At 34.6% G+C, this 23,713-nt stretch carries 28 protein-coding genes; 21 read left to right on the forward strand and 7 right to left on the reverse strand.

The annotated features are described in order from the left end of the window. The first annotated feature begins 304 nt into the window (after nucleotides 1-304). A complete protein-coding gene (locus tag NHG49_RS11825; RefSeq protein WP_064477335.1) occupies nucleotides 305-1,660 on the forward strand; it encodes a hemolysin family protein in 1,356 nt (451 codons plus the stop codon). Nucleotides 1,661-1,792: 132 nt separating this feature from the next. Then, nucleotides 1,793-3,217, forward strand: coding sequence for an aldehyde dehydrogenase family protein (locus NHG49_RS11830; RefSeq protein ID WP_258126043.1), 1,425 nt, complete (start codon nucleotides 1,793-1,795; stop codon nucleotides 3,215-3,217). 120 nt (nucleotides 3,218-3,337) lie between these two features. Here NHG49_RS11830 and NHG49_RS11835 read toward each other — a convergent pair whose 3' ends face one another. Continuing rightward, nucleotides 3,338-3,730 carry a YueI family protein gene (locus tag NHG49_RS11835; protein ID WP_064477333.1) on the reverse strand — a complete coding sequence of 131 codons (393 nt, stop codon included), beginning with the start codon at nucleotides 3,728-3,730 and terminating at the stop codon, nucleotides 3,338-3,340. A gap of 233 nt (nucleotides 3,731-3,963) precedes the next feature. Between NHG49_RS11835 and NHG49_RS11840 the strand changes: the two genes are divergently transcribed. Next, complete coding sequence (locus tag NHG49_RS11840) at nucleotides 3,964-5,097, forward strand: BA2291 family sporulation histidine kinase (RefSeq protein ID WP_081257457.1); 1,134 nt, start codon at nucleotides 3,964-3,966, stop codon at nucleotides 5,095-5,097. 33 nt (nucleotides 5,098-5,130) lie between these two features. Here NHG49_RS11840 and NHG49_RS11845 read toward each other — a convergent pair whose 3' ends face one another. Further along, complete coding sequence (locus NHG49_RS11845) at nucleotides 5,131-5,880, reverse strand: DUF4397 domain-containing protein (RefSeq protein WP_064477332.1); 750 nt, start codon at nucleotides 5,878-5,880, stop codon at nucleotides 5,131-5,133. A 1,004-nt stretch (nucleotides 5,881-6,884) separates the two neighbouring features. Here NHG49_RS11845 and NHG49_RS11850 point away from each other — a divergent pair. The 10 genes from NHG49_RS11850 to NHG49_RS11895 all read left to right on the forward strand — a co-directional run bounded on the left by NHG49_RS11850 (nucleotide 6,885) and on the right by NHG49_RS11895 (nucleotide 16,189). After that, nucleotides 6,885-8,195: an aspartate aminotransferase family protein gene (locus tag NHG49_RS11850; protein WP_001205889.1), complete on the forward strand. Its 1,311-nt coding sequence runs from the start codon at nucleotides 6,885-6,887 to the stop codon at nucleotides 8,193-8,195. Then, on the forward strand, nucleotides 8,192-8,890 hold the full coding sequence (gene atoD, locus NHG49_RS11855; protein ID WP_000208097.1) for an acetate CoA-transferase subunit alpha: 699 nt from the start codon (nucleotides 8,192-8,194) through the stop codon (nucleotides 8,888-8,890). Before NHG49_RS11850 ends, atoD begins: the two co-directional genes overlap by 4 nt. After that, a complete protein-coding gene (locus NHG49_RS11860) occupies nucleotides 8,875-9,537 on the forward strand; it encodes a CoA transferase subunit B (protein ID WP_064477331.1) in 663 nt (220 codons plus the stop codon). Before atoD ends, NHG49_RS11860 begins: the two co-directional genes overlap by 16 nt. A 15-nt stretch (nucleotides 9,538-9,552) precedes the next feature. Continuing rightward, entirely contained in the window at nucleotides 9,553-10,821 is a 1,269-nt protein-coding gene (locus NHG49_RS11865; protein WP_064477330.1) for a peptidase, read from the forward strand. Beyond that, nucleotides 10,818-11,663 (forward strand): putative beta-lysine N-acetyltransferase, encoded by an 846-nt coding sequence (gene ablB / locus NHG49_RS11870; RefSeq protein WP_088046809.1) that lies wholly within the window; start codon nucleotides 10,818-10,820, stop codon nucleotides 11,661-11,663. Before NHG49_RS11865 ends, ablB begins: the two co-directional genes overlap by 4 nt. 99 nt (nucleotides 11,664-11,762) lie before the next feature. Then, entirely contained in the window at nucleotides 11,763-13,148 is a 1,386-nt protein-coding gene (gene rocR, locus NHG49_RS11875; protein WP_087980322.1) for an arginine utilization transcriptional regulator RocR, read from the forward strand. Between the two features lie 210 nt (nucleotides 13,149-13,358). Beyond that, nucleotides 13,359-14,780 carry a lysine 2,3-aminomutase gene (gene kamA, locus NHG49_RS11880; protein WP_000902134.1) on the forward strand — a complete coding sequence of 474 codons (1,422 nt, stop codon included), beginning with the start codon at nucleotides 13,359-13,361 and terminating at the stop codon, nucleotides 14,778-14,780. After that, nucleotides 14,777-15,049 carry a YokU family protein gene (locus NHG49_RS11885; RefSeq protein ID WP_000995761.1) on the forward strand — a complete coding sequence of 91 codons (273 nt, stop codon included), beginning with the start codon at nucleotides 14,777-14,779 and terminating at the stop codon, nucleotides 15,047-15,049. The genes kamA and NHG49_RS11885 overlap by 4 nt, the downstream gene beginning before the upstream one ends. 72 nt (nucleotides 15,050-15,121) lie before the next feature. After that, entirely contained in the window at nucleotides 15,122-15,337 is a 216-nt protein-coding gene (locus tag NHG49_RS11890; RefSeq protein WP_000750728.1) for a YozE family protein, read from the forward strand. 189 nt (nucleotides 15,338-15,526) lie between these two features. Then, a complete protein-coding gene (locus NHG49_RS11895) occupies nucleotides 15,527-16,189 on the forward strand; it encodes a hypothetical protein (RefSeq protein WP_000101496.1) in 663 nt (220 codons plus the stop codon). A gap of 4 nt (nucleotides 16,190-16,193) precedes the next feature. Here NHG49_RS11895 and NHG49_RS11900 read toward each other — a convergent pair whose 3' ends face one another. After that, nucleotides 16,194-16,361, reverse strand: coding sequence for a DUF3930 family protein (locus NHG49_RS11900; RefSeq protein ID WP_000456535.1), 168 nt, complete (start codon nucleotides 16,359-16,361; stop codon nucleotides 16,194-16,196). Nucleotides 16,362-16,511: 150 nt separating this feature from the next. On the opposite strand from NHG49_RS11900, the gene NHG49_RS11905 reads away from it, so the two are divergent. The 5 genes from NHG49_RS11905 to NHG49_RS11925 all read left to right on the forward strand — a co-directional run bounded on the left by NHG49_RS11905 (nucleotide 16,512) and on the right by NHG49_RS11925 (nucleotide 19,255). Next, on the forward strand, nucleotides 16,512-16,691 hold the full coding sequence (locus NHG49_RS11905; protein WP_000658451.1) for a YozD family protein: 180 nt from the start codon (nucleotides 16,512-16,514) through the stop codon (nucleotides 16,689-16,691). A gap of 110 nt (nucleotides 16,692-16,801) precedes the next feature. Then, nucleotides 16,802-16,984 carry a hypothetical protein gene (locus NHG49_RS11910; protein WP_000473373.1) on the forward strand — a complete coding sequence of 61 codons (183 nt, stop codon included), beginning with the start codon at nucleotides 16,802-16,804 and terminating at the stop codon, nucleotides 16,982-16,984. Further along, nucleotides 16,984-17,805 carry a serine/threonine protein kinase gene (locus tag NHG49_RS11915; protein ID WP_064477327.1) on the forward strand — a complete coding sequence of 274 codons (822 nt, stop codon included), beginning with the start codon at nucleotides 16,984-16,986 and terminating at the stop codon, nucleotides 17,803-17,805. Before NHG49_RS11910 ends, NHG49_RS11915 begins: the two co-directional genes overlap by 1 nt. Then, nucleotides 17,787-18,542 (forward strand): sporulation protein, encoded by a 756-nt coding sequence (locus tag NHG49_RS11920; RefSeq protein WP_064477326.1) that lies wholly within the window; start codon nucleotides 17,787-17,789, stop codon nucleotides 18,540-18,542. The genes NHG49_RS11915 and NHG49_RS11920 overlap by 19 nt, the downstream gene beginning before the upstream one ends. 77 nt (nucleotides 18,543-18,619) lie before the next feature. After that, nucleotides 18,620-19,255, forward strand: a complete 636-nt coding sequence (locus NHG49_RS11925; RefSeq protein ID WP_064477325.1) for a phosphatase PAP2 family protein — start codon at nucleotides 18,620-18,622, stop codon at nucleotides 19,253-19,255. On the opposite strand, the gene NHG49_RS11930 is transcribed toward NHG49_RS11925, so the two are convergent. After that, nucleotides 19,245-20,126 carry a cation diffusion facilitator family transporter gene (locus tag NHG49_RS11930; protein ID WP_000380378.1) on the reverse strand — a complete coding sequence of 294 codons (882 nt, stop codon included), beginning with the start codon at nucleotides 20,124-20,126 and terminating at the stop codon, nucleotides 19,245-19,247. The two genes, NHG49_RS11925 and NHG49_RS11930, sit on opposite strands and share 11 nt — an antisense overlap. A gap of 237 nt (nucleotides 20,127-20,363) precedes the next feature. Here NHG49_RS11930 and NHG49_RS11935 point away from each other — a divergent pair, with 237 nt between their 5' ends. Beyond that, complete coding sequence (locus NHG49_RS11935; RefSeq protein ID WP_098110993.1) at nucleotides 20,364-20,732, forward strand: YhfM domain-containing protein; 369 nt, start codon at nucleotides 20,364-20,366, stop codon at nucleotides 20,730-20,732. Nucleotides 20,733-20,768: 36 nt separating this feature from the next. On the opposite strand, the gene NHG49_RS11940 is transcribed toward NHG49_RS11935, so the two are convergent. Further along, complete coding sequence (locus tag NHG49_RS11940) at nucleotides 20,769-21,083, reverse strand: thioredoxin family protein (protein WP_098110992.1); 315 nt, start codon at nucleotides 21,081-21,083, stop codon at nucleotides 20,769-20,771. A 23-nt stretch (nucleotides 21,084-21,106) separates the two neighbouring features. Continuing rightward, nucleotides 21,107-21,259, reverse strand: coding sequence for a hypothetical protein (locus NHG49_RS31665; protein WP_258126046.1), 153 nt, complete (start codon nucleotides 21,257-21,259; stop codon nucleotides 21,107-21,109). Nucleotides 21,260-21,850: 591 nt separating this feature from the next. Between NHG49_RS31665 and NHG49_RS11950 the strand changes: the two genes are divergently transcribed. Continuing rightward, nucleotides 21,851-22,024, forward strand: coding sequence for a hypothetical protein (locus NHG49_RS11950; RefSeq protein WP_154131299.1), 174 nt, complete (start codon nucleotides 21,851-21,853; stop codon nucleotides 22,022-22,024). Here NHG49_RS11950 and NHG49_RS11955 read toward each other — a convergent pair. Continuing rightward, nucleotides 22,003-22,611 carry a hypothetical protein gene (locus NHG49_RS11955; protein WP_258126047.1) on the reverse strand — a complete coding sequence of 203 codons (609 nt, stop codon included), beginning with the start codon at nucleotides 22,609-22,611 and terminating at the stop codon, nucleotides 22,003-22,005. The genes NHG49_RS11950 and NHG49_RS11955 overlap by 22 nt on opposite strands. A 700-nt stretch (nucleotides 22,612-23,311) precedes the next feature. On the opposite strand from NHG49_RS11955, the gene NHG49_RS11960 reads away from it, so the two are divergent. Continuing rightward, entirely contained in the window at nucleotides 23,312-23,665 is a 354-nt protein-coding gene (locus tag NHG49_RS11960; RefSeq protein WP_088046814.1) for a hypothetical protein, read from the forward strand. Nucleotides 23,666-23,713: the final 48 nt, after the last annotated feature.

Here is a 23,713-nt window from a genome sequence, read left to right on the forward strand (position 1 = left end):
AAGTTCCCTTCTAGTGTGACAAAAGAAGTGTGGAATCGGCAAAGAAAGTGTTTTTTCACGAAATGAAGCTGTGAAGAATATATCGTTTATATAAAATGTTTTATCTTAAGATTTAGAACTATTTGACTAAGGGAAATGAATTAGATTATCATAATGATAAATATCTTTTTTATGTATGCATATAATATATAAAAAGGTGGTTGCTAATGTAGAATTTTGTTAGAGTATTAGAATGCTTACTTCACTTGAATAAAATTAAGTAGGAGGTGGCTTCCTTGCTTACAATGTAAGTAAGGAGAAGTATTTGGACATATATAGTATAAGTATAGTGATTGTTTTAATTGCCTTAACGGCATTTTTCGTTGCAGCAGAATTTGCAATTGTTAAAGTGCGAAGTTCACGAATTGACTATTTAATTGCAGAAGGAAATAATCGCGCAACATCTGTCAAAACAGTCATTACAAACTTAGACGAATATTTATCTGCTTGTCAGCTAGGAATAACAGTTACAGCTCTGGGGATTGGGTGGTTTGGTAAACCGGCGTTAAAGCAAATGTTTGACACGCTTTTTGCAAATTTGAACATTTCTACTCAACTAGCAGACATGTTTGCTGTAATTTTAGTGTTTTTGTTTATTACATTTTTACATGTTGTAATAGGGGAATTGGCCCCAAAAACATTCGCGATTCAAAAAGCTGAACAAGTGAGTTTGTTTGTTGCTAAACCGTTAATTTTCTTTTATCGTATGGCGTTTCCATTTATTTGGCTATTAAATGGATCAGCCCGCATTATTACGAAGTTGTTAGGGCTGAAACCACCGAAAGGGCACGATGAGGTTCATTCAGAAGAAGAATTACGGTTATTAGTTTCAGAAAGTTACAAAAATGGAGAGATTAATCAGTCTGAATATAAATATGTAAATAAAATTTTTGAATTTGATGATCGTATAGCGAAAGAAATAATGGTACCCCGAACTGAGATGCATATTATAAGTAAAGAAATGCCTGCTGAAGAAGCTTTGCAAAAAATGTCTCGGGAAAAATATACGAGATATCCAGTTGTAGATGGGGACAAAGATCACGTAATAGGCTTTGTAAACTTTAAAGATATTTTCACAGATTTTGTGCAGCATAATGCAGTAAGTAATAAGAAAGTAGAGCAATATATTAGGCCAATCATTTTAGTTATCGACTCTATCCCAATACACGACTTATTTTTAAAAATGCAAAAAGAAAGAACACATATTGCTATATTGATAGATGAATATGGTGGTACGTCTGGACTTGTTACAGTTGAAGACATTTTAGAAGAAATAGTGGGAGATATTCAAGATGAGTTTGATACGGATGAACAGCCAGAAATTCAAAAAGTTAGTGAAACGAAAACAATACTAGAGGGAAAAGTGCTTGTTAGTGAAGTGAATACGTTATTAGGTTTAACGATTGATGATAATGGTGTTGATACAATTGGTGGTTGGATTTTAACGAAGAATATAGAAATTGCTGAAGAGGATTTCATTGAAATTGAAAATTATAAGTTTTGTGTAAAAGAATTAGATGGACACTATATAAAGAGATTAGAAGTTACAAAAACTGTAGAATCAATTGTTATTTTAGAAGATGAAAAACAAATTCCATTTCAAGAACAAATTAGTTCGTAGACTCTGCTATATGGCAGGGTTTTTTTGAGCATAATGTTTTTGGCAGAATAAGTGCTATGATACAATGACATAAGTCAGACCTTTCACTAGGTGAAATATTGTTGTAAACATATATTTGGAAGGGGAAGAATTATGAAAAAGCATTTATATATAAATGGAGATTGGAAGCCTGTAAACACTTATAAACCATTATACGCACCATATTCTGAAGAAACGTTAGCGGAAATTGCACAAGGAACGGAAGAAGATGTACAAGAGGCTGTTACTGCTGCAAAAAATGCAATGAAAAAAATGAATACATTATCTGCATATGATCGTGCGACTATTTTAGAGAAGGTTGCACAAAAAATGGATGAAAGAAGAGAAGAATTTGCAGAGATTATTGCAAAAGAGGCTGCAAAACCAATTCGTGCTGCGAGGGGAGAAGTAGATCGTACCGTTCAGACATACAAATTTGCAGCGGAAGAAGCGAAGCGTATATACGGTGAGACACTGCCACTTGATGCAGCACCTGGTGCAGATGGGCGTATTGCATACACAATACGTAAACCGATTGGGGTTATAGGAGCTATTACCCCATTTAATTTCCCATTAAATTTAGTGGCGCATAAAGTCGGCCCTGCAATTGCTGCCGGAAACACAGTTGTGTTAAAACCAGCTGATCAAACGCCATTATCGTCTTACGCATTAGTTGAATTATTTGAAGAGGCAGGATTGCCAAAAGGAGCTTTAAATATTATTTATGGTCCCGGTTCAACTGTAGGTGAGGCGATAGTTACAAATGATGATGTTGCTTCCATTACTTTTACGGGAAGTCCGAAAGTTGGAATTGGAATTAAGGCAAAGGCTGGGTTAAAGCGAGTTACATTGGAACTAGGATCAAATGCTGCTGTAATTATTGATGAAGATGTAGAATTAGCAGATGAATTAATTGAACGTGTAAAATGGGGAGCATTTGTAAACAATGGACAAGTTTGTATTTCGGTACAACGTGTTTTTGTACATGAAAAGAGAATGGATGAATTTCTTTCAAAGCTAAAGAAAGCGATGGAAACAGTTGTTGTTGGGGATCCATTGCTGGAAGAAACGGATGTATCGGCTTTAATTTCGAAAAAAGATGTAGAGCGAATAGAAATGTGGGTGCAAGAAGCTATTAAGGAAGGGGCAGCTGTTTTATACGGTGGTAAGAAACGTGATGCAAGGATTTTTGAACCAACTGTATTAACAAATGTTCCAGAGTATGTATCTGTTCAGTGCCAAGAAGTATTTGGTCCACTCATGACAGTAAATACATTTAAAGAATTTGATGAAGCGATAGAGCAAGTAAATCATTCACGTTACGGCCTACAAGCAGGTGTGTTTACAAATAATTTGTTTAAAGCAATGCGTGCAATTGATGAGCTTGAAGTTGGTGGTGTCATGATAAATGATATTCCAACGTTTAGGGTAGATCATATGCCTTACGGTGGTGTGAAAGAAAGCGGTACGGGGCGTGAAGGAATTAAATATGCAATAGAAGAAATGACAGAAATGAAATTAGTGTGTATTAAAAAATAAAGTAGATTAAGCTTAAACAAAACAATAAAAAACGAGAAGGAAATGTTTACGATTCCATACTCGTTTTTTATTGTTTGTTTTACGTTTTTCAGAACGATTTCATTTAATCAAGTGTACCTTTTATTTCATTTCTTGTTTGAAAATAGCATCTTCTACATAAATTTGTTCTTTGTCAATAGCGGTGCTATGAGATAATACTAAACCGATTGGTGTTTCTATGCCTTTATTTTGAACAATTGTAAAAGGAACATTTTTTTCATTTGCTAATTTAATGTATTTTGATAAATGTGGGTAAGCAATGCCACCATTTAGGAATATTTGTAATGATTGAGAAGAGCGCATGCTACTAGCTACTTCAGAATATACATTACTTTGCATTACTTGACCGATAGTTAAAGCGATTTCTACACGCTCACGTAATGTAGTTAAATACATATTACGTTCTTCTGGTTTGTTCTGCTTTTGGCCGTAAATGCCTTCTTGGAGATAATCTTCCACATTTTTATTTACCATATTTTTCACACCTTTCATTTTCTATTGTACGAAAGAATGAAGCAGGATGCAAAAAAAGTCGCATCGAATGTAAAAAAATTTGAATGAAAGGAAGGAAAATGGAATGTATCAATTTAAACTTTTAATAAAGACATTAAAAATTTTATCAACACATATTAACAAAATGTGACAATAATCTATTAACGAATCGCATTTTTTGTGTTAATATTCAAAATATAAAGGGTATTCGTCGCATGGAAATGGAGGGAATGGGGGTTTTTCCAATCGATAAGGATATTAAAGAAGTATTTTGTTCGCACTTGAAAAACAACAGGCACCAATTCGTTGAGAACTGGAAAAACAAAATGATAATTTCCGATAAAGATCCATATAAACTAGAAGCAGTTCAAAATGGAGAGGATTTATTAGAGTTAATTATCGAACTTACTATGGAAGAAAAAGATATAGATTATCTTCAGCCATTATGCGAGAAAATTGCTATTGAACGTGCAGGGGCAGATGCGAATATTGGAGATTTTGTTTATAATGCAAATGTGGGAAGAAATGAACTTTTCGAAGCGATGTGTGAATTAGATGTTAGCGCACGTGAATTGAAGCCGATTATGGCCCAAATACATACTTGTTTTGATAAATTAATTTATTATACTGTTTTAAAATACTCGGAAATTATATCAAAAAATTTAGAGGAAAAACAGCAATATATTAACGAAACACATAAAGAAAGGCTGACGATTTTAGGGCAAATGTCAGCAAGTTTTGTACATGAATTCCGTAACCCACTCACTTCAATTATGGGATTTGTTAAATTATTAAAAGCAGATCATCCAAGTTTATCGTATTTAGATATTATTTCGCATGAATTAGACCAGTTAAATTTTCGTATTTCGCAATTTTTACTCGTATCGAAAAAAGAAATGTGGAATGAATCAGAACGATTTTGGCTTAACGATTTGTTTCAAGATATTATACAGTTCTTATATCCGAGTTTGGTCAATGCAAATGTTTCGATTGAAAAGAATTTACCGTATCAAATTCCACTTGTTGGCTATCGGAGTGAAGTGAGACAAGTATTTTTAAATATATTAATGAACTCAATTGACGCTCTAGAATCAATGAAAGAAGAACGGAAAATTATCATTGATGTATTTGAAGAAGATCAATCGATTCGAATTGTGATAAAAAATAATGGGCCAATGATTCCAGCTGAAAGTGTAGAAACGATTTTTGAACCATTTGTAACTACTAAAAAGTTAGGAACTGGTATTGGATTATTTGTATGTAAACAAATTGTAGAAAAACATAATGGGTCCATCATGTGCCGTTCAGATAACGAATGGACAGAATTTCAAATTGTATTTCAAAAATAAACAGTCTACACCAAATGAATGGTGTAGACTGTTTTAATTTGTAAGTATAACGGCTTCTAATTTAGGATCTTTCGCTGAATAACCTAAAAGTGAAATTGTATATATGATGTTCGGTTCGACTTTGAAATTCGGTATAGTTAGTAAGACGCTGGGATTATCGGCGAGTGAAACTTCAATATCTGCTGTACCAGGACTAACTTCTAAAAAATCTGTTATTTGTTTAAAGAGTACATTTTCAAATAAATGATCTCCACCTTTTAAATCTACATTTACAACAGGGGTATCTGGAGAAAAATGTGCAAAACGCATTTTTGCTTGACCAGCTGGTAAATGTGTATTATCAAGCATAGGTTGTAATTGTAGATGATTGTCACTATTTATTGCAGCAAAAGTATAAGTGTGATTCCCCATTATTGGTACTAAAGCTGAAAAGATGGGAGTTTCATTTCCAACTGGGACAATATCTATACGGTATTTACCTTGCACTAATGTTAAATAGGGACTAAATTGTTTGAAAGAAATATTTTTAATAACCTTTTGCCCGTTTACTAAAATGTCAACCGCAGGTGTATTTGAAGCAGAGTGAAAAAAACGTATGTGTGACGGTAAAGCAGCTTCTTGTGAATCTCTTTTTTCATACGCCTGTACAAGTTTCGTAAGCGCATCGTAATATTTCATATATAGTTCTACATATTTTTTCGGATTATTAAATTGATAGTAACGAGCGAGCTGTTCGTAACGTGCAGCTTCTTGTCCATATTTTTCAATTTCAGATTGAGACATGAACATTCCTCCTTTGTCATCATTAAAACTATATGCTTAACAAGAAAGAAGTTATGCGAGAAAATTGTTTTTTGAAGGAGAAAAGTTAAAAATTAATAAAGAGTATTGCTTATGGATAAGTGTATTTTAGGTGAAAGTGTCTTATAATTTTCTAGAGTAAACAGCAATATATCATCTATGTTGGGTGATGATGTACCGATTACAATGTATATTTCGAAATAAAAAACCTTAAGAGCGTATGAAGTAACATATCGAAAACATGTCCAAAAATCCTTAGGAAACTAGGGATTTTTTTAATAATGGGCAAATACACATACAAAGTGATAATTGTCCTACATAAATTATAAAGGAAAGGTAGTTCAAATATAAGGAAAGGAATGAAATATTGGGATGGGGATATCCCAAAAGGAATTATGAATGGCGTTATGGACGATTTTGTGCTTTAGGATGTAGGATGAATTTTGAATTTGTAACATTATTTTTTCTATTTACGTTAGCAAGTGGCAGTATTAACCGATAAAAGAGCGTCGTGCCGAACTGATTAATGTGGTTAATCGGTTCTTTTTTTATTGTATAAAACGGAGGAGAATGTATGTGAAATATTGGTTTCTATAAAAATAATTGCTATGCATTTAGTGGGATTAATTGTCGATATTTGTTTGAAAATATGCAATATAAAGTAGGAGAATAGGAAGGAGTTTAAAGGGAGTTTCGTCGAAGTTTACACAATGTCGGCAATTGAGGGCAGCTGATATTATGTTGAGAAAGTATGTAGTGAAGCGTTTATTTTATATAAAGGAGGGTTATTTGAGCGTATAGATAAGGGTTGGTCTTCGTTTTTAAGTTCTGAATTTTCTGTTTTTCGAATTAATATTTAGCACTCATTTGTATATTTTATAATAGTTTTTTGATAAAATCACTGCTTTCGCAGAGGGTTCTTTTTTATGAAAGAAACGTCAATTTTCTTCATATATATATACAAATTGGAGAAATGGGGGAGCGCTATGCGCGATTACTTAATTAAACCACTTGTTGGTCAGCCGTATCCAATGATTTCACATGGAAAAGGTGTGTATTTGTATGATCAAAACGGAAATAAATATTTTGATGGCTCGTCAGGGGCAATTACGGCAGGTATTGGGCATGGCGTAAAGGAGATTGCAGATGTTATAAAAAAGCAAGCAGAGGAGATTGCTTTCGTTTATAGATCACAGTTTACGAGTGAACCAGCTGAAAAATTAGCGAAGAAATTAAGCGATTTAAGTGTAGGAGATTTGAACTGGAGCTTTTTCGTGAATAGTGGTACGGAAGCAAATGAAACAGCTATGAAAATTGCAATCCAGCATTTTCAAGAGCGAGGTATTCAAGGGAAGCATAAAATTTTGTCACGATGGATGAGTTATCACGGTATTACGATGGGAGCCTTATCAATGTCTGGGCATCCACTGCGCAGACAACGTTTCGTGTCAATTTTAGAAGATTATCCAACTATTCCAGCTCCATATTGTTTTAGATGTCCAGTGCAAAAGGTATATCCAACTTGTCAGCTTGCTTGCGCGACTGAACTAGAAAGATCAATTGAAAGAATTGGTGCAGAACATATCGCAGCTTTTATCGCTGAACCGATTATCGGAGCAGCTGGAGGCGCAGTCGTTCCGCCGAAAGAATATTATAAAGTCATTAAAGATATTTGTAGTCATTACGATATTTTATTTATTGCTGATGAAGTAATGACAGGGCTTGGTCGTACTGGCGCATGGTTTGCGATGGAGCATTGGGGGGTAGAACCGGATATTATGACTCTTGGTAAAGGTTTAGGAGCTGGATATACACCGATGGCAGCGACGATTGTAAGTGACCGTGTTATGGAGCCAATTTTACGTGGATCGCGTTCTGTAATGAGTGGGCATACGTTAAGTGCAAATCCATTATCTGCAGCAACAGCTCTAGCTGTTATTGAATATATGGAGAAACATAATCTACCTGAAAAAACAGCAGAAAAGGGAGAGTATTTAATAAAAGGACTACAGAAAGTTCAGCAACAATCGACAATCATTGCTGATGTGCGCGGAAAAGGGTTGCTGATTGGAGTAGAATTGCAACCGTTTACAAAAGCGTCGGAACTTATTTCGGTTGCAGCTAAAAATGGTCTTCTTTTATACCAAGCTGTTTCAGGGCAAGCAGGAAAAGAAGATAGTGCACTGCTTGTAGCACCGCCGATGACAACTACATATTCCGAGTTAGATGAATTACTTTCGATTTTTGCAAAAAGTGTAGAAGAAATGATGCAAAAAGGAGGGCATAGTATCGCATGACAACTATTACGAATACATTCGATAAATTAAAAGAGATAGAGGAAGTAATTTCTTTGTTCCACGATGATATGACATTAATGTTTGGAGGATTTGGGGGGATCGGATCTCCCCCATCTTTAATACAGGCGATTTTAGAAAAAGGAGTTACAAATTTAAATTTAATAGGAAATGACACGGGATTTCCTGATGTAGGAATCGGTCGTCTTGTTACGAATGAAAGAGTAAAATCATTAATTACTTCACATATTGGTTCAAATCCAAATGCAGGAAGACAGCTCAACGAAGGAAGGTTACAAATCGAGTTTTCTCCTCAAGGAACATTAGCAGAGCGTATTCGCGCTGGTGGTGTAGGACTTGGAGGTGTATTAGTTGATGTAGGTGTTGATACGATTGTAGAAGAGGGAAAACGTACAGTTGAAATGAATGGCAAGACATATTTAGTTGAAACAGCATTAACTGCTGAGGTTGCAATTGTATATGCAAAAAAAGCGGATCCGTTTGGTAATCTTGTGTTTGATAAAAGTGCTCGAAATATGAATCCTCACGTTGCTATGGCAGGGGATATAACAATTGTAGAAGCAGAAGAAATCGTTCCACTTGGAAGTTTAGATCCAGAAGAAATTGTTGTCCCAGGAGTATTTGTAAATTATATCGTACCGTCGGAAGGAGTGAATTGGAAATGGGTATGGGCGTAGAAGTGAGAGATAAGATTGCTAGGCGCGCGGCAAAAGAAATACAAAATGGTATGATTGTAAATTTAGGTATTGGTATACCATCGCTTGTACCGAATCATCTTTCTGACGATATAAACGTTATGTTTCATGCGGAAAATGGAATTGTAGGTATGGGACCTACGCCAAGAAAAGGGAATGAAGACGAAAATTTATGTAATGCAGCAGGTTTACCGACTTCTCTTATTACAGGAGCGAGTTATTTTGATAGTTGCACAGCGTTTGGGATGATTCGAAAAGGTTTATTAGACATAACGATTCTTGGTTCATTACAAGTAAGTGAGAATGGTGATTTAGCGAACTGGATTGTACCAGGAAAACGCGTTCCAGGTATTGGGGGAGCGATGGATTTGGCACAAAAAGCGAAGCGGGTCGTTGTTGTGATGAATCATGTCGATAAATACGGAAATGCAAAAATTGTTTCGGAGTGTACATTACCATTAACTTCAAAGAAATGTGTAGATTTAATTATTACGGATATGGCAGTTATGGAAGTGACGCAGGATGGACTCGTTTTACAAGAATTAATGAGTCCATACACAGTGGAAGATATAAAACAACATACAGAAGCTGATTTTAAAATTGGCTCTAACTTACTAGTAATCGAATGAGGGGAGATGTAATATATGGAGCAATTAAAAAAGAAAATTTGTGATTATATCGAGAGTCATGAAGAGGAAAGCGTAAAATTTTTAAAACGATTAATTCAAGAAAAAAGCGTATCTGGTGATGAAAGTGGTGCGCAGGCAATTGTAATTGAAAAATTACGTGAGCTAGGTTTAGATCTTGATATTTGGGAACCTTCATTTTCTAAAATGAAAGATCATCCTTATTTTGTATCACCGCGTACAAGTTTTTCGGATAGCCCGAACATAGTGGCAACTTTAAAAGGAAGTGGCGACGGGAAATCTATGATATTAAATGGACATATTGATGTCGTACCAGAAGGAGATGTGAATCAGTGGGACCATCACCCTTATAGTGGTGAGCAAATAGGGAATCGTATATATGGTCGTGGAACAACGGATATGAAAGGCGGCAATGTCGCACTGATGCTTGCGATGGAAGCCATTATTGAATCTGGTATTGAATTAAAAGGAGATATTTATTTTCAAAGTGTAATTGAAGAAGAAAGCGGCGGGGCAGGAACATTAGCGACTATATTACGAGGATATAAAGCAGATGGTGTTATTATTCCAGAACCGACAAATATGAAGTTTTTCCCGAAACAACAAGGGTCCATGTGGTTTCGTCTACATGTGAAAGGCAAAGCAGCACACGGTGGAACGCGTTATGAAGGAGTAAGTGCAATTGAAAAAAGTATGTTTGTTGTAGATCATTTGAGAAAATTGGAAGTTAAGAGAAATGACCGAATTACAGACCCGTTATTTAAAGGAATCCCGATTCCAATTCCAATTAATATTGGGAAAATTGAAGGTGGGAGCTGGCCAAGTTCTGTTCCTGATTCGTTAAATTTAGAAGGAAGATGTGGTATTGCGCCGAATGAGACTATAGAGGCAGCAAAAGAAGAGTTTGAGAATTGGATCGCTGAATTAAATGATGTGGACAATTGGTTTGTTGAAAATCCTGTAGAAGTAGAGTGGTTTGGAGCGAGGTGGGTTCCTGGTGAACTAGAAGAAAATCATGAGTTAATTACGACACTAGAGCATAACTTTGTTGAAATCGAAGGGAACAAACCAATTATTGAAGCATCTCCGTGGGGGACTGATGGAGGTTTATTTACACAAATCGCTAACGTACCAACGATAGTATTTGGTCCAGGAGAGACGAAAGTAGCACATTATCCAAACGAATATATAGAAGTTGATAAAATGATAGCTGCCGCAAAAATTATTGCATGTACATTACTAGATTGGTGTGAGGTGAAAAAATGAAATACTATGAATCTTTTAGAGAACAGACGAATGGCTATACAGTAGAAGGCGTTTTAGACTATTTTAATAAACGTATTCGAGTAGACCACTATACAGGAAATATTGAGAGGATTATCCAAACAATTGACGAATTAGCAGAGAAGCATTCTTTCACTAAATGTATTATTAAAGGAAAGGGAGAGCATGTTTCTACATGGCTCTCTTTCGGTTTTTTATTGGAAGCAACAATACCGCATTATTTTCAAGGTCACGATGTATACTTCTTCGTGAAATTTATTAATGATGAAAGGCGAAATAGTATTCATTGGGCTGAGGAAGATACCATTTTAAGCGGTGTTAAAGCAAAAGAAGTAAAGGAAAAAATAGTCCCAGAGAAATTTTTATTAAGAAAAGCGACAGAAGAGGATGCGGAAGAATTAGCAGCTGTCTTTGGAGAAGTATTTGAAGTTTATCCGACGCCTTTAAACGAAGCGAGTTATGTAAAACAAACGATGAAAGAAGACGATACAATATACTATGTGTATGAATTTGAGGGGAAAATAATTAGTACAGCCTCTGCAGAAATGAATATAAAAGAAGGAAATGCAGAATTAACGAATTGTGCTACTTTACCCGAATATCGTAAACATGGGTTTATGAAAAGTTTACTAATTAAGTTAGAAGAAGAACTGCAAGAAAAATCGATTTTCTGCTCCTATACAATTGCTCGATCGCTTTCTTTCGGAATGAATGCGGCTTTTCATCAGTTAGGTTATACGTATACAGGAAGACTGGCGAACAATTGCTACATTTTCGATAAGCTGGAAGATATGAATATATGGGTGAAAGATTTGTCTAAATAGTACGGTATAAAAAATAGAACGGAATCGTCATGCTTATAATCGCATATAGGTATGCCGGAAATTCGGCATGTTATTGCTGGATTTTCGGCAAAAGGGGGGATGACATTGCTAGCAGTTTCGACACAAGAAGTCATTGAAGCGATTTTGGGCAGTATTGATGAGGCTATACACGCAGTAGATGAAAATGGTATTACAATTTTTTATAATACTGTAGCTGCAAAACACGATGGATCAAAAATTGAAAAAGTGTTAGGAAAACATTTGTTAGAAGCGTTTCCTTCTTTATCTAGGGAAACAAGTACGTTAATGAAAGTGTTAGATACAAAAAAACCAATCGTTCATCAAGTTCAGCATTATCAAAATTTAAATGGGGAAGACATTTGTACAGTAAATACGACGTTACCTATTTTTATAGATGGAAATATTGCTGGAGCTGTTGAAATTGCAAAGGACTATTCTACAGTTCAAAAACTTACGGATACAATTGTAGATTTGCAGTCAAAAATAAAGCGGTCATCTAGAAAAAAAGCAATTAAAAAGCATGTTGCATTTGAGACGATCGTGACGGATGATGCTCGATTTAAACAGACGAAAGAATTAGCACAAAAAGTAGCGCCAACTGATGCAAATGTTTTAATATATGGGGAAACAGGAACAGGGAAAGAGTTATTTGTACAAGCGATTCATGAAGATTCTAAACGGAAGAACAAGCCATTTATTGCACAAAACTGCGCAGCTTTGCCAGAGTCGCTATTAGAAAGTTTATTGTTCGGAACGACAAAAGGTAGCTATACCGGGGCAATTGAACGAGCGGGGTTATTTGAACTTGTAGATGGTGGGACATTGTTTTTAGACGAACTGAATTCAATGCCTCTCGATTTACAAGCGAAAATGCTACGTGTGTTAGAAGATGGTGTAATTCGTCGAATTGGTGATAATAAGACGAGAAAAGTAGATGTTCGCGTTATTACCGCAATGAATCAGCCACCAGAAGTATGTTTAAGAGAGAATAAAATTCGTACGGATTTATATTATCGATTAAATGTCTTTTCATTATATATTCCGCCGCTACGTGAAAGAACTGAGGATGTATTATTATTAGCGTCTTATTTTTTGAACGAATATAATAAAAGTTATAAAAAAGGTGTACTTCAAATGGATAAGGAAGCGAAAGAAAGACTACAAGCTTATCAATGGCCTGGCAATGTTCGTGAACTAAAACATACGATCGAACATGCTGTCATTATTGCAGAAGGGGATACACTAACAGCCAATTGTTTACCGCGTACATTTCGGAAAGAGGATCTGCCAAAGAAGAAGAGCATATTGCCACTTAGAGAAGCACTTCATCAAACGGAAAAGGAATTAATAGATCAAGCGTTAATTGAAACGGAAGGGAATATATTACAAGCTGCAAAAATGTTAGGTATCCCTCGCCAAACGCTTCAATATAAATTGAGTAAGTACGACAAAACCGCCGAATAATTGGCGGTTTTTGTGTGTTTGCACCAATAAAAGCGTGTTTACATATATAAAAAGTAATGAATATGATAGTATGTATGGATTTCATACAGTGCTTACAAATATTTTTTTGTTTATGTAATAGCGTTCTCCATACATTTACTTATCAATAATGTAAAGTTGGCATAACTATTGCTTATATAAAGGATGAGCGTATAAAAAGGGGGAATAGCAATGTTACATGATGTATACAAACCAAATCGTCACTGGAAGGATATCGAGTTGTGGAAGGATGTTACTGAAGAGCAATGGAATGACTGGGTTTGGCAATTAACGAATACGATCAAAACTTTGGATGACTTAAAGAAAGTGATTAATTTAATACCTGAAGAAGAAGAAGGCGTTAAAATTTCAACAAAAACGATCCCGTTAAATATTACACCGTACTATGCTTGGCTAATGAATCCTGATGACCCACGCTGTCCGATTCGGATGCAATCTGTACCGATCTCGGAAGAGTTATATAAAACAAAATATGATTTAGAAGATCCGCTTCATGAAGATGAAGATTCACCAGTTCCAGGGCTAACACATCGTTATCCAGACCGCGTATTGTTCTTAGTAACGAATCAATGTTCTATGTATTGTCGTTACTGTACACGACGTCGTTTTAGTGGACAAATTGGAATGGGTGTGCCGAAGAAACAATTAGATGATGCAATTGGTTACATTCGTGATACACCACAAGTACGAGATGTATTAATTTCTGGTGGTGACGGTCTTCTTATTAACGATAAAATTTTAGAATATGTATTAAAAAATTTACGAGAGATTCCGCATGTCGAGATTATTCGTATCGGAACGAGAGCGCCGGTAGTATTCCCGCAGCGTATTACAGAAAACTTATGTAATATTATTAAAAAATACCATCCAGTATGGTTAAATACACATTTCAATACTTCTATTGAAATTACAGAGGAATCGAAAAAAGCATGTGAAATGCTAGCGAATGCTGGTGTTCCAGTTGGAAACCAAGCAGTAATTTTAGCTGGTATTAACGACAGCGTTCCAATTATGAAAAAACTTATGCATGACTTAGTAAAAATCCGTGTACGTCCATACTATATTTATCAATGTGACTTATCTGAAGGTATTGGTCATTTCCGTGCACCAGTATCTAAAGGTCTTGAAATTATTGAAGGTTTACGCGGTCATACATCTGGTTATGCGGTTCCAACATTCGTTGTAGATGCACCAGGAGGCGGCGGGAAAATTGCGCTTCAACCAAACTATTTAATTTCGCAAAGTGCAGATAAAGTTGTACTTCGTAACTTTGAAGGTGTTATTACAACGTATCCAGAGCCAGAGAGTTATATCCCAGGAAGAGCAGAAGGGTACTTTAAAGAAATCTATCCAAACTACGAAGAAAAACGTTCAGATGTTGGTATTGCAGGTCTTATGAGTGATAAGAAATTTAACCTTGTTCCAGACGACTTACAGCGTATGAGCCGTCGTAAAGACTATGAAGATAATGACACTCATGCATCACTAAAAGATAAACGTGATAAGCGTGATCAACTTAAAGATAAAAAGTATCAATCGCAAATGGCTAAATTAGAAGAAAACGACAAAAAAAATGAGGGTGATGCAGTATGAATTGTATGTGGTGTGACAGTACAGAAGCGAAAGAAAGCTTGAATACTGTATATTGGGAATTACCAGATGGTACGAAAGCCATTGAAATCCAAGAGACACCATGCATTTCTTGTTCCTCATGTGGTATGGACTATCAAGCAGATCAAACAGTGAAAGAAATAGAAGATCAATTGTTTCTAATTTATACGAAAGATTTACCAAAACAACTAACATATGAAGAATTAATGGGAAGACCACGTCTATTAAAAAGAAATTATTTCGACTTTTAACCAGCTTTTATGCTGGTTTTTTTCTTTTTTGCCTTGTATAATGTATCCAAGTTAGAAAGGCAGGGAATATTTTTGAAAAAGACATTTTACCACTATATGATGAAGCATCGTGCAGCTTTATTTAGTAATGAAGTATCGAATTTAGCAGAAGCAATGTATGATGATTTAAGCTTTCCAAAGCAATCTGAAGATTATGATGAAATTAGTTCATACTTAGAGTTAAGTGGATTGCTAGAAAGTATGTCTATATTTGATGAAGCTTGGGATTTATACATACAAGAGAGATAAGAACTATATGAAATTTTTGACGTGAAGCTAGTCTATTTGCTAGCTTTTTTACGTTGTAAATAATTTTTTTTATACAGTGATATTTTTTATTGAAAAAATTTATGAATATACGCTTCTGTGATAAGCGTTTTTATGTAGGTTGCATATACTGTTATCAAAATCACGACGTCAAAAAAAGGAGAGATATAGATGGCAAGAAAAAAGCAACCTAAATATAACGTAGGGGACATAGTCGTGATTACGCTATATGGAACCGTTGGTAAAATCACAAATATGAAGGTTTTAGATGGAGTTTACGTTTACGAAGTCAATAATCACGATGGGTTTTACGTAGAGCAAACGTTGCAGCACGTTTCAGAGCAAGATATGAAAAAAGGTGAAACTGAGTGGATTGAATTAAACTATAATTTCACATTTGGTGATCTCGTGCAAGTAACAGGATATGATAAAGATGTGTTTCGTATTGTTGGTTTTCGTACAGAAGTATGGAGATATAAAAATGACGCATGGGAAGATACTATATACGAATTGTCACGAATTACGGATGGTGAATGGTTAGAAGCGGATGAATCAGATTTAACGTTACTTGCTAATGCTCAAACGGCAAATGCAATTTTGAAGAAAATGAAACAAGATAAAGCTGGTATGAATAAATTAGATTTAGGAAAATTAAAGTCAATTAACAACTCAAAAAAAGTGAGTGTTAAGACAAATCGTCAAGAAATCATTGATGGATTACTTGATATTTATAACGATTATCAATTGTTATTCGATACATTTAAAGATGAAGAATACAAAATTGTTATGGATGTTGTTCATAATTATTTAGTTAAATTGACAGAGAAAAAATAGTTAACTAGAAAGAGAGAATGAATTGAACAACAACATATGCAGTATAAGGTATGCCTACAATTATTAAAAAAATAAAAAGCCATTTAATAAGAGAGTCTGCCCATTGATCTTCATGCATGAACTCTTCTTTTGTTTGCCCTACTTCTTGTTCTACCTCATATTGGTACTCCATAATTAAATCCCCCTTTTTGATAGCTTGTACTACCATCGTATGTATCTCGTCCAAAGGATATGACCTATAAAAAAAGAAAAACTATTTTTCTAATCTCATATACATAATTTTGAGATTTTTTCATAAAACAGAAATAAAGGAGTGATGCTCATGAAGGAAATTGAGGTCGTAATTGATACGGAAGAGATTGCGGAGTTTTTTTATGAGCAACTAATTGAAAGAGGATACGTCCCAAAACGAGAAGAAATTGAAGATCTCGCAGATATTACATTCGAGTATTTATTAGAGAAATGTATGATTGATGAAGTTTTTGATGAAGAGGATGAGTGAAAGTAACGGCGGGCTTAACTCGTCGTTTTTTACTCTTTACAAACTTGTCACAACTATAGTCGGAAATTATTGGTATAATTAAAAGAAAATTTTACTCAAGAGGTGAAGGGATGTTCAAAAAAATTATTGATTCTTTATTAGGTAGGAAAAAAAATCGTTCGTATTCTAGTAGTGATTATCGCCATAGAGGTCGCTCTTATTCAAGTAGCGATTATAAACGACGTTCATCTGGTTATGGGCATCAGCATTATAAAAGAAAACGTAAAAGCCGTAGCTTCTTTTCAAGTAGCTGATGAAATGGCGTCGTATACTAGCTTTATTTGATAGACCACTGCGAAAAAATACAATTGTTGCAGAACGTTATAAAATTGAATCAGTAATTGGAATGGGCAGTTATGGGGTTACATATGTCGTTAATGATTTACAAATAAATAGAAATAAAGTCTTAAAACAATTAAGACAAAGTAAACAAAGGTATGAGTCTGGTAGAAAATCATTTGAACAAGAGAAAATGATTTTACAAACATTAAATCATCATGCAATTCCTAGTTTATATGATCATTTCGTATGGGAGAAAAAAAGCTTTTTCGTGATGGAATATATGCCTGGTAAAAATTTCGAAGATTATATTTTCTTAGATGGGCATGCATATACAGAACGTGAAGTTTTAAAAATTTTATATGAAATATTAGAAATTGTATCGGTGTTTCATAGTAAAGGTATTATTCACCGAGATTTACGCATTCCAAACATATTAATGAAAGAAAACCAAATTAGTATTATTGATTTTGGATTAGCTAAATTGAAGGGTGAGGGTGATGAACGAGCTACAGCTTATGAAGGTGAACAAGCTTTGATGCGAGAAGTTCACTTTCGTAGCGATTTTTATGCGCTTGGTCATTTCTCGTTATTTTTATTATATGCAGGCTATGAATCTAATGAAAAACATGAAAAACCATGGTATGACGAATTAACTTTGGAAAATTATAACCGTGAAATGCTTATGCGAATGTTACAAATAAAAACGCCGTACTATGAGAATGTACAAGATTTAAAAAAAGATATAGCTTTTGCTTTAGAAAGGATGGAGGTTCCATGTTTCAAAAGTTTTTAGCAAGTGTTGGTATTGGTAATGCAAAAGTAGATACAGTTCTTGAAAAAGATGAGTATATTGTTGGAGAAGAGATACTAGGGAAGGTTCATATAACTGGTGGTTCAGTTAGCCAACAAATTGAAAGCATTTACTTAACGTTATCGACGTCGTATGTACGAGAAGTGGATGATAAAAAAGTAACAGCAACATATGATTTAGAGCGAGTTCGTTTAACAGAACCTTTTTCTGTTGAGCCAAATGAAAAAAAAGAAATTCCATTTTCATTTATAATGCCAGTTGAAACGCCGCTTACACTTGGAATGAAAACAGTTTGGGTGCATACAGGTCTTGATATTAAACGCAGTATAGATCCAAGTGATCGTGATTACATTCAAGTGTTGCCCAATGCACTATTAAATAGTGTGTTAGAGAGTGTAAATCAATTAGGTTTTAAAGCGCGTCATATAGAATGTGAAGAATTACCGTATCGATTACGTAAGCAAGTTCCGTTTGCACAAGAATTTGAGTTTGTTCCTGTTTCCGGAGAGTATTATGGGAAATTAGATGAACTAGAATTATTAATCTTACCAAGCGCTTACGATCGCTTAGAAATTATTATGGAAGTAGACAGAAAATCTCGCGGATTAGCAGGTTTATTTGCAGAGGCGCTTGATCTTGACGAGAAAGTGATTCGCTTTACAGTAACGAATGAAGATATTCCAACAATGCAAGAAAAAATTAACAATTATATTTTTTAATAAACTATGCATAAAAAAGAAATGGAGAGGAAAACTAAAACAACCGCTCCATTTTTTTGCATAGTGAGGTTATGTATGTGAAACGATATCGACATTTATACTTGTTAAGTTTTACGCTACTCATTTGTTTTGTCGTATTATCACTTTCGTATCATACCGCTTGTATTGAGAAATTTGACAATATAGTCGCGCATTTTATTCAAAGCTTTCGAAACGATTACTTGACAGCCTACTTTACTTGGATGTCTTTTATCGGTTCCAAAAGAATATATTTTCCGTTACTCATCATTCTTGTAATGTATTTTCTCGTTAGAAAAAAGTTGCTTAGCGCATTACTTCTAACAATTAATTATTATGGATCTCGTTATTTAAACAGTATGCTTAAACTATGGTACGAACGAGCAAGACCGGATGTAACGCAGCTTGTTACGGCAACTGGATATAGTTTTCCGAGCGGTCATACGATGAATGCTACTGCTTTTTTAGGATTTATTGCATACGTCACAATTACAGAAGAACGTATTACATTGCATAAAAAATTGTTGATTATTTTTATAGCGAGCTTTGTTGTATTATCTATTTCAGTTAGCCGAATATATCTTGGCGTTCACTATCCATCTGACATATTAGCAGGATGGGCAGCTGGCGGTAGCTGGCTCGTTTTATGTGTTATATTTCATAAAGCGTTCATTAAAAAAGAACCTATGTCATAATAGGTTCTTTTTCCATTGGTTCAACATGAATGTGTGCATGGTAAATGCCAAACTTTTTCCGAAGCATAGCCTCGATGTTGTCAGTAATACAATGACTTTCACCAACATCCATACGAGCATCTACCTCGATTGTAATATCAACGTACGTTTGATTCCCGTACATACGCGCGCGAATGTCTACGATGTTTTCCACCCCACCAATATGTTCAATAGCACCAGCGTACTCTTCCATCTTATCTGGATCGATTCCATCCGTTAACATATGAGAAGCTTCTACGAAAATCTCCCATGCAGTTTTACAAATAATAAGGCCGACAATTAAAGCGGCAATAGGGTCTAAAATAGGCATTTGGAACTGCGAACCGACAATACCTACTACTGTACCGATACTTACGAGAGCATCTGATAAATTATCCTTTGCAGCGGCTTCTAATGATTTACTTTTTGTTCGTGCTGCAATCTTTTTCGTATACAAATACACAAAGTACATAACGACAGCAGAAAATAAGGCTACCCATGCAGCAAGTACATTAGGCGCTGCTTGTTTCGGATTAAAAAAAGATTGAATGGCACTAATAACAACTTCTAAACCGACCGTTGCCATAATAAAAGAAGCAACGAGTGATGCAATTTGTTCTGCGCGCGAATGCCCATAAGGATGATCTGGATCACGAGGTTTACGAGAGATTTTTAGACCAATTAATATCGCTAAAGAAGCACCGATATCCGTTAAGTTATTTAAACCGTCAGCACGTAATGCGCTAGAGAGGGTAATATAACTGATGATGATTTTCATAGAGGATAAAAATATGTAGGCCATAATGCTAACAATAGCACCTTTATCAGCTTCTTTATGAGAAAGAGTATCCATTTTAATCACTCACCTTTCTACAAGGAATTTCTTTCTATAAATAGAGTACCAAACAAAACTCGTGTGGGTCTATACAAACATTGTTGACGTTTTTTAGGTTTTTAAGAAGGGGATAACAAAGTTTCGTGAAGGAAAAATATGTTGTAAAGTGCAAAGTTAGAGTGTGAAATTAATTGGGTTTTATTCCCAATTAAAAAGGGAGGGTAAGAGGATGAAAAAACTAATATTGTTCTTATAATGATTGGTTGTAATTCATCAAATATCGAAAATATGAAGGAACATAATATTTCTAAAGTATCCATATCTACTTTTAATGGCTACGGTGGATTAAATGAAAATTATTTTCTAAACATAGAAGACAAACAAATAATCAATGGAATTAATAATATGTTTAATGGCATGAAAAAACAAAAGAAAAGAGGCGAAACACCACAATACGATATACTAATTACATATGAAAATAGTGATACGAAGGGGATACATTTATACCTCGGAGATGAAGGGGAAAGGAGTGTAATTATGTACATTGGTCATGAAGAAACTGTATACTACACTTCTGAAGAAATGACGAAACAACTACGAAAGATAATTGTGAAAAAAGATTAAAACCCTCTAGAAATTATTTTTCAGAGGGTTTTAATCTTAGTATGCTTCTAAAAACTCAGTAACTTGCTCTTCAGTTTTTGCGTTAGCACTATGTAAGTGGCCTAGTTTCTCACTATTTTGATATACAAGTAAACTTGGAATACCCATTACTTGATACTCTTCAGCGATACTTGGAAACTCATCTTTGTTAATAGAATACCATCCAAACTTATTGAACTCTTCCATTACATCTCCGATAAAGTTGTCCATACGCACGCAATCTGGGCACCATGTAGTAAAGAACTTTACAACTACTGGCTCCTCACTTGCGATGATATCTTTGAATTCCTGTTCAGATTTGATTTCTTTCATGTTTTGTTTCTCCTTTTTCACTATCAATATTTTTGGTTGTTTAGTTGGTGTATTTGCTGTGAAACGAAAACTTCTAACGAAATTCTAACGAGAGTTTTCTTTCTGAATAATTCGTTTGCAAATTGATCCACCGCAGTTTCTTGAAGTCCTGGTACAACATGGAAGTAATTGTCCAATGTGATACCTACTCTGTTAAGTCCGAAACGTTCGCTTGTGATCTGCGGATATATACCTTAGATACTAGAAAAGAATATTAGGAACCTCACTTTTCTTTATAAGCTTTTTCATGAGCTGTGTCAAACTTATGAATTTTTAAGTAGGGTAAATCAAATTGTATTCATGATAGCCATCGCTATAACGTTCTTCTCTCACATATTTTTATGAGATGTTTATGAAGCGACTGAAATGTAATATCGGATAAAACAAGCAATCTCTTTCCGGTACTTAGAGAAGGTAAACGGTGGTTGATCATTACTCATAAATTTTATGAGTAATGATCAACAAGCAGGAAATTCAAAAAAAGATGTAGGGGATGCATATATGATCGTTATAAGAACTTATTCGTGAAGTTGTGAGAGAAGAGATTAGGGCGGCGTTATCAGAGTTCCAGTAATAATCACAACCAAATAAAGTAATGTGGGTGAAACAAGCGTGACTAACAAGAGGGGATGTATAGAGTGAAAGAAAAAACATGATGTGGAACGTGAAAGGGATCATAAGAACATCTTAGGAATTATTTAGCGGTTAAGAAGTCAGGGGGAATTAGGGTGTTGAAATGGGGGAAGAAACAAAAACGCCCACCTTGCATTGTCTGTGAGAAACAAGAAGGTGAGCCTCAATTAAACGAAACGAATTGGATTTGTGAAAATTGTGCCCAAATTACGCATGAACAAGGTATTGAAAGAGATACCTATACCCTTTATATCTTATTCCATAAATAACAAAGCTGGTGGGCTTCTGATTCAAGAGCTATTAAATGATCGTTATTAATAGAGTTATTCGTATACATTTTGTTCTTTTGGATGTTAAGGACAGTATAATTCACATCGTTATATTCATTTGAAAATGTTGATTCATTTAATAATGTCAGTGTTGAGTTGATGTTATATTTATCAATTCGCTCTTTCTTTCCTTTGAAAAATAGTTTAATAAGATGCGGCTCATCATTTATGAGCAAACCGAGTTCAGGTGATGAGCGGACGATTAAATTATCTGATAACCAATGCGATTTACCTGGATCAAACCAAGAGACGTCTTTGTTTTTAATAAATTTTTTGTACTGCTTTATAACATCAATGTAGTTTTGCTTTTTCTTCTGGTCAACAGTTTGTACTAATGTTTCAAAACATTCAAAAGGTAGTTCGTTTTTATGAAATTTAATAACAGTTTCTCGTAATTGTTTCCAGTAATCAAAAACCGGGTGATATTCAGGTTGAGATTTTAGATTCTTTACAAAATTTGTTTTAGCTGCACTACTTTTCAGTGTGAAGTCTAAAAATTGTGTAAGTCCCACTTTAAATTCCTCCATGTTACACCCCCTTTCCAAACATTACAAATTCGATATTGGATAGGGAAATCCTGCATTTTTAAGGAGATGAACTAGATGCTAGAAAAATCGATGTTCATACACAATGGCAATTGTAAAGCTGATTCGCAAAAATGACGAATAACGTGCTTTTTTTATTTTCTTTATAAAGCGCATGCATATTCATTGATTTACAGATATGTATTACATGAGCATAGTGTTTTTGATAAATAATAGAATGGTTATAAGATGGGAATAAGTGGAAATTCAATTATATGAAAAAAGGTCCTGTTGTTTTCAACAGGACCTTTCCTAAAATGGCAAAGAGTAACTCTTACCTTACTCTTCTCGTATATAATACATCAAAAAGATAGATGTGTATACAACAAGAAATTCCAATATAATTATTTGAATATAGGGTTTAAAAATGATAAGGTGGAATTTTAAATAAGGAATTAAATTACAAATGTTGATTTGTCAGGTGATTCAAATGAATTTCTATCAAATTGTAGTTAATAAAGTGATATTAAGATAATAAGATATGCAATTTTGCATACCGGATTTTAATAGCGAACAAGAGTATGAAATATCTAAATAATACGGAAGTTGAGGGAGAGTAATACTAAAATTTCATTTGTTTTTTACTGTAATAAATAAATTCATTTGAATAGAGTCGAAAAATAGAGGTTTGCCTTAGTCATTTATGAAAGTCAAGAATATTTATAACCATAGGAGTAAATACGCAGGTCCGATTTTTGTAATGATGGAGGGAATTGATGTGGACATAACTCAAAGCATGGCAAGAATAGTGGTAAATGGAAAGGATCTTCCGTTTATTTCAGTTAGAACTTCTGTATGGAATCAAGGACCTGTAAATGATTTAATTGTTTCGACAAACTTGAGAGTCGAGGAGCTTTATCAGTTTATGTGGTCGCAAGTACCAGTAATGCTTGCGATGTATTTTCTTCAAGGAGCGGACTTAATGCGGTTTGCTAGAATTAATGGGATTAATCAAAGGGGAATGGGAGAATATATATATCATTTCACTTGGGGATAAAACGAATGTAATGTAGCTTAACAGCTGCTTTTTTATTTTGTAGAAAGA

The sequence above is a fragment of the Bacillus sp. IBL03825 genome (assembly GCF_024712505.1).
Classification (GTDB): domain Bacteria; phylum Bacillota; class Bacilli; order Bacillales; family Bacillaceae_G; genus Bacillus_A; species Bacillus_A wiedmannii.